Origin of the sequence: Microcoleus sp. K5-D4 (assembly GCF_036704575.1) — a bacterium.
Taxonomy (GTDB): Bacteria; Cyanobacteriota; Cyanobacteriia; order Cyanobacteriales; family Microcoleaceae; genus Microcoleus.
Genome location: NZ_JAUBSD010000136.1, coordinates 1 through 11,831 on the forward strand (window position 1 = coordinate 1; position 11,831 = coordinate 11,831).

Annotated in this window: 11 protein-coding genes and 2 pseudogenes; 6 read left to right on the top strand and 7 right to left on the bottom strand. The window is 44.4% G+C overall.

Going from position 1 to position 11,831, the window contains the following annotated elements; all coding sequences use genetic code 11:
* Window positions 1-141: 141 nt before the first annotated feature.
* On the bottom strand, window positions 142-1,077 hold the full coding sequence (locus QUA77_RS27290; protein ID WP_333035515.1) for an AraC family transcriptional regulator: 936 nt from the start codon (window positions 1,075-1,077) through the stop codon (window positions 142-144).
* Between the two features lie 176 nt (window positions 1,078-1,253).
* Between QUA77_RS27290 and QUA77_RS27295 the strand changes: the two genes are divergently transcribed.
* Window positions 1,254-2,021 (top strand): SDR family oxidoreductase, encoded by a 768-nt coding sequence (locus tag QUA77_RS27295; RefSeq protein WP_333035514.1) that lies wholly within the window; start codon window positions 1,254-1,256, stop codon window positions 2,019-2,021.
* A gap of 33 nt (window positions 2,022-2,054) precedes the next feature.
* Window positions 2,055-2,792 (top strand): SDR family oxidoreductase, encoded by a 738-nt coding sequence (locus QUA77_RS27300; RefSeq protein WP_333035512.1) that lies wholly within the window; start codon window positions 2,055-2,057, stop codon window positions 2,790-2,792.
* Window positions 2,793-2,938: 146 nt separating this feature from the next.
* Here the strand turns inward: QUA77_RS27300 and ispD are convergent, their stop codons facing one another.
* Window positions 2,939-3,631 (bottom strand): 2-C-methyl-D-erythritol 4-phosphate cytidylyltransferase, encoded by a 693-nt coding sequence (ispD, locus tag QUA77_RS27305; protein ID WP_333035511.1) that lies wholly within the window; start codon window positions 3,629-3,631, stop codon window positions 2,939-2,941.
* Between the two features lie 172 nt (window positions 3,632-3,803).
* Between ispD and QUA77_RS27310 the strand changes: the two genes are divergently transcribed.
* The gene (locus tag QUA77_RS27310) at window positions 3,804-4,766 is read left to right on the top strand and encodes a glycosyltransferase family 9 protein (RefSeq protein ID WP_333182164.1); all 963 of its coding nucleotides are present in this window, start codon (window positions 3,804-3,806) and stop codon (window positions 4,764-4,766) included.
* A gap of 202 nt (window positions 4,767-4,968) precedes the next feature.
* Here the strand turns inward: QUA77_RS27310 and QUA77_RS27315 are convergent.
* From QUA77_RS27315 to QUA77_RS27335, 5 genes and pseudogenes are all read right to left on the bottom strand, one after another.
* Window positions 4,969-5,157 (bottom strand): annotated as a pseudogene (locus QUA77_RS27315) (response regulator); the annotation flags it as partial.
* A gap of 54 nt (window positions 5,158-5,211) precedes the next feature.
* Window positions 5,212-5,448: an ATP-binding protein gene (locus QUA77_RS27320; protein ID WP_333453705.1), complete on the bottom strand. Its 237-nt coding sequence runs from the start codon at window positions 5,446-5,448 to the stop codon at window positions 5,212-5,214.
* A complete protein-coding gene (locus QUA77_RS27325) occupies window positions 5,435-5,848 on the bottom strand; it encodes a hypothetical protein (protein ID WP_333453707.1) in 414 nt (137 codons plus the stop codon). The genes QUA77_RS27320 and QUA77_RS27325 overlap by 14 nt, the downstream gene beginning before the upstream one ends.
* 205 nt (window positions 5,849-6,053) lie before the next feature.
* Window positions 6,054-6,332 carry an ATP-binding protein gene (locus QUA77_RS27330; RefSeq protein ID WP_333453709.1) on the bottom strand — a complete coding sequence of 93 codons (279 nt, stop codon included), beginning with the start codon at window positions 6,330-6,332 and terminating at the stop codon, window positions 6,054-6,056.
* A complete protein-coding gene (locus QUA77_RS27335) occupies window positions 6,311-6,682 on the bottom strand; it encodes a hypothetical protein (protein WP_333453711.1) in 372 nt (123 codons plus the stop codon). Before QUA77_RS27335 ends, QUA77_RS27330 begins: the two co-directional genes overlap by 22 nt.
* Before the next feature lie 344 nt (window positions 6,683-7,026).
* On the opposite strand from QUA77_RS27335, the gene QUA77_RS27340 reads away from it, so the two are divergent.
* The 3 genes and pseudogenes from QUA77_RS27340 to QUA77_RS27350 all read left to right on the top strand — a co-directional run.
* Complete coding sequence (locus QUA77_RS27340) at window positions 7,027-8,391, top strand: AAA family ATPase (RefSeq protein WP_333453713.1); 1,365 nt, start codon at window positions 7,027-7,029, stop codon at window positions 8,389-8,391.
* 1 nt (window position 8,392) lies between these two features.
* Window positions 8,393-10,756 carry a WD40 repeat domain-containing protein gene (locus tag QUA77_RS27345; protein ID WP_333453715.1) on the top strand — a complete coding sequence of 788 codons (2,364 nt, stop codon included), beginning with the start codon at window positions 8,393-8,395 and terminating at the stop codon, window positions 10,754-10,756.
* 1 nt (window position 10,757) lies between these two features.
* Window positions 10,758-11,831: pseudogene (locus QUA77_RS27350) on the top strand (WD40 repeat domain-containing protein); the annotation flags it as partial.

Genomic DNA, 11,831 nt, shown 5'->3' on the forward strand with positions numbered 1-11,831 from the left:
TAGCTATAACCTGCAATCTGCTCCACTTCAGCCAAACCCTTCATTATAGCATAAAATTATTTTGCAAGAGGTCTATTGCATTCTTTTCATCCTCCACTTGTATTAACGCTCACAAAACCAATATAGTCGAAACAGTTACGCTCAAGCAGTACGCAAACGCTCAATATCCCGGATCGGCGGCGCACCGAACATCCGAGAATATTCGCGGCTGAACTGTGAGGGGCTTTCATAACCCACCTGATACGCAGCATTTGTGGCATCGGCGTTTTCGGCAAGCATCAGGCGACGTGCTTCTAATAGTCTTAATTGCTTTTGATATTGAAGTGGACTCATCGATGTCACTTGCTTGAAATGGTAATGAAAAGATGAAGGAGACATCTTGGCTTGTCCTGCCAAATCCTCAACACGCATCGGTTTTACAAAATCAGTTTTAATCAGTTTGAGCACCTCAGCGATGCGCTGCATATTGCTGCCAGATGTTGCTATTTGGCGGACAGCTTCGCCTTGTTCGCCTATTAAAAGACGATAATAGATTTCGCGGATAATCATCGGTGCCAGGATAGGGATATCCTGCGGTGTATCCAAAAGTCTTGTCAGTCTGAGGGCGCAATCGAGCAACGGTGCATCGGCGGTGCTGACGAACAAACCTCTAACAGAGTTTTCTTTCTTATTCGCGCTTGGCTTGGTTTGGGCAGTAATAATGTCACAGAGTTGGCGTGGATCTAGATTCAGCTTTAATCCTAAATACGGCTTGTCTGGGGTAGCCTCTACAACAAATCCGTTAATAGGTAAATCAACTGAGATCACAAGATATTGAGCCTCGCCATAGCGATAGGTTTCCTCACCCAGCAACGCTTCTTTTTGACCCTGAACAATGATGGCGAGAATAGGTTCATAAACATTGTGTAGTGCTGCGGAAACTGAAGATTCTCGCGTCAATTCCAGCTTATCTATAGCTGTTTTATGCAAACCGTTTCCCTTGCCTTCAGTGTGCCGAGTTACTAATGCCGCCAATTCTTTATATTGATTACCGATCGCATTTGGGTTTATTACTTGGTTGAGCATTTCAATCGCCATGCTAGTTTTTTGATTGATTTAACCATTCCCTTTTGATCATTATAGAGCATCTTTATCCGTTCATAAAATCTTGCTTTGGAGGATTAGGCAATAAATTGCGAGGTCTGTGTATTCAACACCCTTGCTTCTAGTCATAGGATGAACACATCCCAATAAACCAATAAAAGGATAAGGTAATGACCAAAGACAATACGAAAATTGCATTGGTAACAGGGGCGAGCCGAGGACTTGGCAAAAATACGGCTTTGACCCTTGCCAGAAAAGGAGTAGATGTCATCGTGACTTATCACAATAGCGATAAAGAAGCCAAAAGCGTTGTATCTGCGATCGCCGATATCGGAGCTCAAGCGGTTGCACTGCAACTGGATACTTCAAACACGAAAACCTTTGACGGTTTTGTGGAACAAGTCAAGCAGTCACTTCAAGATAAATGGCAGACAGAGAATTTTGATTACCTCGTGAATAATGCTGGTGTTGGTGTTCATGCGTCTTTTGCTGATACCAGCGAAGATGATTTCGATCGATTGATGAATATTCATGTAAAGGGCGTTTTTTTCCTCACGCAGAAACTTCTGCCTTTGATCAATGATGGAGGACGGATAGTCAATATTTCGTCTGGGCTTGCCCGTTTTGCTCTACCTGGCTATGCAGCTTATGCAAGCATGAAAGGAGCGATCGAAGTTTTGACCCGATACATGGCGAAAGAACTGGGACAAAGACAGATTGCCGTAAATGTGGTGGCCCCCGGCGCGATTGAAACGGATTTTAATGGCGGTGCGGTGCGTGACAATCCTGAGATTAACAACTTTATCGCTTCGCAAACCGCCCTAGGTCGCGTCGGTCTTCCTGATGATATCGGCGGTGCGATCGCCTCTTTGCTATCCGAAGACAACAGATGGGTGAATGCACAGAGAATCGAAGTATCTGGCGGTCAGTTTATTTAATTGAAATCAACTTTAAGAAAAGGGAAAATAACCATGTTGAACGTAGAAAACAAAGTTGTTGTTATCACTGGGGCCAGTAGTGGAATCGGTGAAGCCAGCGCTAAGTTGTTGTCTAAAAACGGCGCAAAAGTTGTTTTAGGCGCACGTCGCACCGATCGCCTAGAAGCGATCGCCAAGGACATTCGTGCGGAGGGTGGAACAGTCGAATACCAGGCTCTCGATGTGACGCAACGCAGTCAAATGGAGGATCTCGTTCAATTTGCCCAAAGCAAGTTCGATCGCGTAGATGTCCTGATTAACAATGCTGGAGTCATGCCCCTATCTGCACTCGAACAACTGAAAGTTGAGGAATGGGATCGCATGATTGATGTCAATATCAAAGGTGTTTTGTACGGCATCGCGGCGGCACTTCCTGTCATGAAAGCACAAAAATCTGGTCAGATTATCAATATTTCCTCGATCGGCGGACACGCGGTTTCTCCCACTGCTGCTGTTTACTGTGCTACTAAATTCGCCGTTAGAGCCATCTCAGAAGGCTTGAGACAAGAAGTTGGGGGCGACATTCGGGTGACGGTGATTTCTCCTGGAGTAACGGAGTCTGAGTTAGCCGAGAGCATCACTGATGAAACTGCAAGATCGGGAATGCAAGAATTCCGCAAAGTAGCTATTCCTGCTACTGCGATCGCGCGGTCGATTGTATTTGCGATCGAACAACCTGATGATGTTGATGTTAGCGAAATTATCGTCCGACCAACAGCCAGCCCTTACTAAGCAGGTCAATTGAATTCAAGCTAAAAGGCGAGGGTTATTAGATACCCAACTTATTTAAGTCGGGTATCTGGGTATTGTGAGTTTTTATTAAGACTTAGTTAGCTTACCAATTCCCATTGCCAATTCCCAATTTTACCTTACACAATTTAAAACTTTTCCCCGTATCTCTGCCGCAAAATAAATTCAGCTAGTGCTAAATCAACGGGGGTTGTGACTTTCAAATTCGTCTCTTCCCCCTCCACAATTTGCACTGGTAAACCGCATTTTTCAAACAAAGCCGCATCGTCTGTCACTTCCCAACCTTTTTGTCGCCCTTCTTCGTGACACTGCTTTAACAATTTCACTTCAAATCCTTGGGGAGTCTGGGCTGCCCACAAATTGCTTCTGTCTGGCGTGTCTCGCACGATCCGACGCTGATCTACGACCTTAATCGTATCCTTGACCGGGACGGCGACAATCAAGCCTGGACAGCTCAAGAGGGCCTCTGCAGATCGATCGAACAATTCAGCAGTTGCCAAACACCTCGCGCCGTCGTGAATCAACACTCGATCGGCATTGGGGGGCAAAGCCTGCAAACCGTTGTAAACTGACTCTTGCCTGGTAGCGCCACCTTGAATCAGTTCCACGGGCTTAACCAAAGATAAATCGCTCAGAATTGCTTTAAAATCAGGAAAATCGTCTGGCTGGCCCATGATGCCAATCCAGCTAATGTGCTGCGAAGCTTCAGCCGCAGCCAAAGTCCAACTCAGCAGAGGTTTAGAGAGCAAAGTCAGCAGCAGTTTGTTCCGCTGACTCCCCATCCGTCGCCCCGAACCCGCTGCAGGAATTAATAAGTGCATTTACTAACCGTTTTTAACCCAACTAGATATATATAATAAGAGCGTCCTGTACTTTTGAGTCAGTTGTTTAGCTGTCAGCCAGTAGCTTTTAAGGTCTAGAAATACTATAAGCTGATAGTTGAGAGCCGATCTCTGAGAGCTACCTCGATCAATAATAGCCCGATCGTTTATGATGCGAATACTAGCACTTGTCCCTGGCGGGATTGGCGACCAAATTTTATTTTTCCCCACTCTTGATGACCTCAAGCAGTCTTATCCAGACGCGCAAATTGATGTCATCGTGGAACCGAGGGCAAAGGGTGCTTACCGAGTCTGCAAATCCGTCAAAGAAGTCTTGACGTACAATTTCAAAGACCGCAACGCTATGGCAGATTTGGGCAATTTACTGGGCGTAATTCGCGATCGCGAATACGAAGCAGTTATTTCCCTCGGCCAGCGGTGGACTGTAGGACTGCTGCTGTGGCTGACCGGCATTCCGCAGAGAGTTGGCTATTCGGGAACCAACGGCGCTCGATTTCTCACTGCTGCTGTACCGCTGAAAACTGAACAGTACGCCGCTTCAATGTACCATGATTTGCTGCAAGGATTTAACATTACAAATCCTTGTCCGGCGATCGCAATTAATGTACCAAAACAGGACATTCAGTGGGCAGAAGCCGAACAGCAGCGGTTGGGCGTAAAAGAAAGCGGCTACATTTTGATTCACGGCGGTTCCAGTCAATTAGCTGTGTCTAAAGGTATTGACAAAATTTACCCTACAGACAACTGGAAACAAATAATTGAAGATTGTCAGCAGCGGCAGCCGAATTTGCCCGTTGTTGTTGTGAAAGGGCCCGAAGATGCAGACTTCGTGACAAAGTTAGTCGAGTCATGTCCGAATGTAAAAGTTATCTCGCCGGATGATGTCGGCAAGTTGGCGGCCACTATTGCTGCTGCTAATTTGATGATATGTACTGACAGTGCGCCGATGCACTTAGCTGTGGCAGTTCAAACTTATACAATAGCTTTGTTTGGCCCAACTGAACCGGCGAAATTGTTGCCAAAGAGCGATCGATTTTTGGGCATTAAATCTCCTACTGGCAAAATGGCAGACATCTCTCCTCAAGATGTTTTGAAGAAGGTTTGGGGCGGCTAAAAACTAAGATATCTAAGTCAGGACACGGCAGTGCCGTGTCCATACAATTTAGCTGGTTTCCAGACCCGGGGACGAGGAAAGTCGGGAATCTCAAACTCGATGTTAGTCTTCCCAATCATCAATCATCTGCTGTCAGCCACATTCCGCCCCCTCAGCTTTCACCATCGGTTTTTACCTATTTTGATCGAGCTATAAAGCTCTAAGTAGTATCCAGCAAATTCCAATCGAGAATTACTAGCAGTGGGTTTAATTTCTCAAACAATGCTAAACCAGTCTCGCCATCTGCTGCCGAATATACTTGGTATTTATGATTAAAAAAGCGATGAATTAAATTGGGGATGGATGGGTCATCATCCACAACGAGAATCTTGGGAGTAGTATCAGTAGTCATCACAAAAAACTTCCTTTCTCTTGTCAATGGACAACTGGCAATTTCAGAACATCTTTAGTGAAGAGTAAAAGCCAGGTCGTTCCAACTAAACAGAGTTTTTTCGGGCAATTCTTCTTTCAGCTTGGTCTTGAGGTCAAAAGGCTTGCCCCAATCCCATATTTCGATCTCTAGGCGTTTGTTAAATACTGCGATAGCCAGTTCTATTTTCGGAGTTTTCAATGACTGATTTGTGTGGGCGTGGCGAACAGCATGGGCAAAACCCTCGATCGCAGCAAGCTTAGAAAGCTGCAAAACTGTTTCGGGAATGGGTAGAAGCTCTAAAAAAAAACTGCTCAACCCACCATAAAACTTGAGTAACAGCCTGGAGTTCGCTACTTACTTGAATTTTAATTTTGTGCAGTGGCTGGTTATAACTTGGCTCGGATTGGGAATTTCGTTGCTCTTGAAGCCAGTTAAAGCTGTGTAAAACGTCGATCGCACGCTTAAAAATACTACCTTGAGTGCTAGGTTTGTGTGGTACTAAAGCTGGCTGAAAATATTTTACAATTAACAGACAGTTTCGCCCCTCAGACGTGCGGGTATAACTTAGCTCATCGGCAATTTTGCCAATAAGTTTTATACCTATTTTTCCTACTTCATCGATTTCGCTAAAATCTTGGTCACGGTGCCAATTTTCTAAGTTATAGTTCATAACGGTTTTCTCTCCTAAATATTGATGTTTTTTGTTTCTACAGATATCCTACTGAAGCCAATAGGGAGAATCAAGGGCAGACAATGTGAGTTTGAATTTGCGCTTTGCCCTAATTTTTAGAGCAAATAGGGCAGGAGATTAAAACCTATCACTCCTAGTCATGCAGAACTAATTAAAGAATGATTTGCAGATATAGTCATCTTTGCTAAAACATAAATTGCAGATCCTTTAAACCGAAGGTATCTTTTGCTGGAGATTGTTCAGTTGCAACTTTTCCGGGGCAATTAAGAGGCTTTCCCCAATCCCAAATTTGAATTTCTATGCGTTCGTTAAAAACTGCGATCGCCAGATCGATCGGAGTGTTTGATGGCATATTTTTGTGGTGGTGAATAGCATTGATAAACCCCTCCACCGTCGCCAGTTTACAAAGCTGCAAAACTTCTTCGGGAAGTGGTAGATTCTCTAAAACTGTTCGATCCACCATAAAACTTGAGTGACAGTGGCAATATCACTATGGAGTTGAAGAGTAATTTTTTGCAGTGGCTGGTTATAACTTCGATCTGATTGGCTAGTTTTTTGCTCTTTCAACCAGTTGAAAATGTTTAAAGTATCGGTCGCTCGCTTAAAACAATCAGCTTGAGTGCTAGGGTGAGGTAGTACAGGCTGAAAATATTTTACAATTAACAGACAGTTTCGACGGTCAGAAGTGTGGGTATAACTAAGCTCATCGGCAATTTGGCTAATAATTTTTATACCTATCCCAAGTGATGGGATTTCATCCATTTTGCTATAATCTTCGTCGGAGTGTGAGTTGCCGAATAAGTTAAGATTCATTTCTAGTGACCTCCAATGTTTATCAAAAATTGCTTTTGTGCTTCTGATCAAATCATCGCATCACTTTAATTGAGTGAAGTTGACCAGAGGTATAAAGTTAGGTCTATTAGAGGTCGGTATAATCGAAGTATACTCAAGGTATAATTAAACTACTGTCATGCAGAGTCCCTACCCTTCGCAAGACTCAGGACTGGCAAGCATCCCAGCCGTCTAAGAGGTCATTGGCAAGGCTCAGGATGATTTAAGTGCACGACAAGTAAGTTGTAATAAAGTTAAATGAGGGGTTAACCTAGATGGATTGGCAAGAATTCCTTAGAGGCGAATCTGGGAGCCATGGATTATCGATGGAACAAACAGAAACCTTATTAGCAGCACTCTTCTCTCCTGAAAAAGCCCCCCGCAATCAGGTAGAGCTTTCACTAGAATTAAGAATATCAGAAGCTACGGTAAAACAGCGGCTGGGAATGATTTACAAGAAATTTGGAAATACTTTCCCTCAACTCCTTGACCAAAATGGTGCCGGGAAATTGGATATATTGTTTATAAAATTAAAACAGAAGTATTATCCAAAACCAGACCCATTAGTTGCTCCCTACCCTGAAGAATTTAGATCCTTAATAGAAGAAAAAATTCGCAGGTTTTGCGGACGCCAATTTGTTTTTGAGACTTTTGAGCAATTTATGACCGAAAATCCTCACGGTTATTTTACGATCGTCGGGGATGCGGGAATGGGCAAAAGTTCGATCGTTGCCAAATACGTCTGGGAAAATCAATCTCCCTGCTATTTCAATATTCTTGTCGAACGTCGCAACAGACCCGAATTGTGTTTGAAGAGCATTCGTCGGCAATTAATTGACCGCTATCAATTGCCAAATTCAGAAGACGCCGATTTACCCACTTTACTGGCCCAGGTGGCGGGAAAACTCACGGCGGGCGATCGTTTGGTAATTGCAATTGATGCACTGGATGAAGTCGAACAAGAACCGGGAGGTAATCTTTTACATTTACCGAAAAATCTGCCCAATCATGTATATTTTCTGCTGACTAGGCGACCCTATAGCCTCGATAAAAAGCGGCTGTTAGTAGATGTTCCAGAAAAAGAGTTAGATTTAAGAGACGAAAAGTATGTTAACTTCAATCAGGAGGATATCAAAGAATATATTCGCTTTGTTATAAATACCGATTCTGACTATAAAGATGGTCTGAAAAACTGGATTCAAACCCGCAATGTTCCCGATACAACTTTTGTCGAGGAAGTGGCAAATAAAAGCGAAAATAATTTTATGTATTTGCGGTATGTTTTGCCTGCAATTGCTAATGGTGATTACAATGACTTGAGTTTAAGGCAATTGCCCGATGGCCTGCAAGAATATTATCAAAACCATTGGGTGCGAATGGGGATAGATGCTAAGCCTGGGCAATTGATGGAGATTGTCTTGTATATTTTGCTAGAGATTGCCACGCCCATTCCCTGCGACATGATTGCTGGAATTGCCAAGGTGGATCAATGCGATGTGGGAAAGGTTTTAGAAGATGACTGGGTTGAGTATTTGAAAAAGCAGAATGTAGAAGGAGAAATCTGCTATACCATTTATCATGCTAGTTTCCTTGACTTTCTGAAAGCCAAACGGGAGATGGATTCAAGGCGGAGAATTTTTCAGGAAGTAAATCAACGGATTACTGAGTATTTAGAACAGGGGATGGCGTGAGATGGGAGAATTTGCTGACAAGTTAGCGGCTCAACCACTTTTTTATCAACGTGCTTATCTGGGCAGCTTACTGCCAAATTATGTCAAGTCAGGGAATTTAGAAAAGTATTATCAAAAACTGACTGATTTTAACTTTCTGATGGCAAAGATTCAGCATCCTGAATTTGGGGTGCAGGCACTGATTGATGATTTCGATTTGGTTGACGCTTCAGAAGCAGTCACTAACCTAGAATATAACTCAGAAACAGCAAAAGCCTTGAACTTGATTCAAAGGGTACTGTGGATGTCAGCCGATATTTTGGATGGAGATAAGACCCAACTGGCCCAGCAATTGTTAGGGCGCTTACTGTACTTTGAAATGCCCAAGATTCAGGCAATGCTGGAAGTAGCAAAGCAGTGGAAAGCAGCACCTTGGTTGCGTCCTTTGACACCTTGTTTAACTCCCTCTCGCAGGGGATTGCTACGCACCCTTAAAGGTCACAGCAAGTCGGTAAAAGCCGTAGCCGTCACTGCTGATGGCAAGCGGGCGATTTCTGGTTCAAGAGACCAAACCCTCAAAGTCTGGGATTTAACCACTGGAAAGGAACTGTTTACTCTCAATGGTCACAGACAGGTATATGCAGTAGCCGTCACCCCCGACGGCAAGCGGGCGATTTCTGGTTCAGATGACAACACCCTTAAAGTCTGGGATTTAACAACTCGAAATGAACTGTTTACTCTCAATGGTCATAGCGATTCGGTAAATGCAGTAGCCGTCACCCCCGACGGCAAGCGGGCGATTACTGGTTCAGATGACAACACCATCAAAGTCTGGGATTTAACCACTGGAGATGAACTGTTTACTCTCAATGGTCACAGCAACTCGGTACATGGAGTGGCAGTCACCCCCGACGGCAAACGGGCGGTTTCTGGTTCGTGGGACAACACCCTCAAAGTCTGGGATTTAACCACTGGAGATGAACTGTTTACTCTCAATGGTCATAGCGATTCGGTAAATGCAGTAGCAATCACTGCTGATAGCAAGCGGGCGATTTCTGGTTCGTGGGACAACACCATCAAAGTCTGGGATTTAGCAACTGGAAATGAACTGTTTACTCTCAATGGTCACAGACAGGTAAATGCAGTCGCTGTCACTACTAACGGCGAACAGGCAATTTCTGCTTCATATGAATACACCCTTAAAGTCTGGGATTTAACAACTGGAAATGAACAGTTTACTTTCAATAGCCACAGCGGCTCGGTCAATGCAGTTGCGGTCACTGATGATGGCAAGCGGGCGATTTCTGGTGCATATGATAGAACCCTCAAAGTTTGGGATTTAACAACTGGAAATGAACAGTTTACTTTCAATAGCCACAGCGGCTCGGTCAATGCAGTTGCTGTCACTGATGATGGCAAGCGGGCGTTTTCTGGTGCATATGATAGAATTCTAAAAGTCTGGGATTTAACAACTGAAAATGAACAGTTTACTTTCAATAGCCACAGCGGCTCGGTCAATTCAGTTGCTGTCACTGATGATGGCAAGCTAGCAATTTCTGGTTCAGATGATACAACCCTCAAAGTCTGGGATTTCACAACTCGAAAGGAACTCTTTACTCTCACAGGTCACAGCTACTTAGTCCATGCAGTAGCCGTCACTGCTGATGGCAAGCGGGCAATTTCTGGTTCAAGAGACACCACCCTCAAAGTCTGGGATTTAACAACTGGAGAGGAACAGTTTACTCTCAAAGGTCATACCAACTCAATCAATGCAGTCGCCATCACCCCCGATGGCAAGCGGGCAATTTCTGGTTCATCGGACAACACCCTCAAAGTCTGGGATTTAACAACTCGAAAGGAACTGTTTACTTTAAAAGGTCACGGCGGCTGGATAAAAGCAGTCGCCGTCACCGCTGATGGCAAGCGGGCAATTTCTGGTTCATATGACAAGACAATCAAAGTCTGGGATTTAACAATAGGAAAGAAACTGTTTACTCTCGAAGCTCACGGCCAATTCGTAACAGCAGTCGCCGTCACCGCTGATGGCAAGCGGGCAATTTCTGGTTCAGATGACAACACTATCAAAGTATGGGATCTAACTACTCGAAAGGAAGAGTTTACTCTCACTGGTCACAGCGATTTGGTAAAAGCAGTAGCCGCGACTGCTGATGGGAAGCGGGCAATTTCTGGTTCGTGGGATAGCACCCTCAAAGTCTGGGATTTGTCGAGGGGAAATGTCATTGCCAGTTTCAGGGGTGAAAGTTCGATCGCCTGTGGCGCTATTGCACCCGATGGAGTCACAATTGTGGCAGGCGACGCATCCGGCCGCGTATATTTCCTGCGACTAGAAGGGATTACTGAGTATTTAGAACAGGAGATGGCGTGAGATGGGAGAATTTGCTGACAAGTTAGCGGCTAAACCACTTTCATATCAACGTGCTTATCTGGGCAGCTTACTGCCAAATTATGTCAAGTCAGGTAATTTAGAAAAGTATTATCAAAAGCTGACAGACTTTAACTTTCTGATGGCAAAGATTCAGCATCCTGAGTTTGGGGTGCAGGCACTGATTGATGATTTCGATTTGGTTGACGCTTCAGAAGCAGTCACTAACCTAGAATACAACTCAGAAACAGCAAAAGCCTTGAACTTGATTCAAAGGGTACTGTGGATGTCAGCCGATATTTTGGATGGAGATAAAACAAAACTGGCGGAACAATTTTTAGGGCGCTTACTGTACTTTGAAATGCTCGATATTCAGGCAATGCTGGAAGTAGCCAAGCAGTGGAAAGCAGAACCTTGGTTGCGTCCTTTGACACCCTGTTTAACTCCCCCTCGCAGGGGATTGCTACGCACCATCGAAGGTCACAGAAACTCGGTAAATGCAGTCGCTGTTACTGCTGATGGCAAGCGGGCAATTTCTGGTTCAGGAGACAAAACCCTCAAAGTCTGGGATTTAACAACTGGAAAGGAACAGTTTACTCTCAATGGTTACACCAAGTCGGTAAATGCAGTAGCCGTCACTGCTGATGGCAAGCGGGCGATTTCTGGTTTATGTGCGACAACCTTTCCTGGTCGATATGATGACAAAAACCTCAAAGTCTGGGATTTAACAACTGGAAAGGAACAGTTTACTCTCAATGGTTACACCAAGTCGGTAAATGCAGTAGCCGTCACTGCTGATGGCAAGCGGGCGATTTCTGGTTCATTGGACAAAAAAACCCTCAAAGTCTGGGATTTAACAACTGGAAACGTACAGTTTACTCTCAATGGTCACATCAGGTGGGTAAATGCAGTAGCCGTCACTGCTGATGGCAAGCGGGCGATTTCTGGTTCAGATGATAACACTCTCAAAGTCTGGGATTTAACAACTGAAAAGGAACAGTTTACTCTCAAAGGTCACAGCAACTCAGTATATGCAGTAGCCGTTACTCCTGATGGCAAGCGGGCGATTTCTGGTTCA

Excerpts from the sequence above, each read along its gene's own strand:
- QUA77_RS27290 (WP_333035515.1), bottom strand. The coding sequence starts at position 1,077 with ATGGCGATTGAAATGCTCAACCAAGTAATAAACCCAAATGCGATCGGT.
- QUA77_RS27295 (WP_333035514.1), top strand. The coding sequence starts at position 1,254 with ATGACCAAAGACAATACGAAAATTGCATTGGTAACAGGGGCGAGCCGA.
- QUA77_RS27300 (WP_333035512.1), top strand. The coding sequence starts at position 2,055 with ATGTTGAACGTAGAAAACAAAGTTGTTGTTATCACTGGGGCCAGTAGT.
- ispD (WP_333035511.1), bottom strand. The coding sequence starts at position 3,631 with ATGCACTTATTAATTCCTGCAGCGGGTTCGGGGCGACGGATGGGGAGT.
- QUA77_RS27310 (WP_333182164.1), top strand. The coding sequence starts at position 3,804 with ATGCGAATACTAGCACTTGTCCCTGGCGGGATTGGCGACCAAATTTTA.
- QUA77_RS27325 (WP_333453707.1), bottom strand. The coding sequence starts at position 5,848 with ATGAACTATAACTTAGAAAATTGGCACCGTGACCAAGATTTTAGCGAA.
- QUA77_RS27330 (WP_333453709.1), bottom strand. The coding sequence starts at position 6,332 with ATGGTGGATCGAACAGTTTTAGAGAATCTACCACTTCCCGAAGAAGTT.
- QUA77_RS27335 (WP_333453711.1), bottom strand. The coding sequence starts at position 6,682 with ATGAATCTTAACTTATTCGGCAACTCACACTCCGACGAAGATTATAGC.
- QUA77_RS27340 (WP_333453713.1), top strand. The coding sequence starts at position 7,027 with ATGGAACAAACAGAAACCTTATTAGCAGCACTCTTCTCTCCTGAAAAA.
- QUA77_RS27345 (WP_333453715.1), top strand. The coding sequence starts at position 8,393 with ATGGGAGAATTTGCTGACAAGTTAGCGGCTCAACCACTTTTTTATCAA.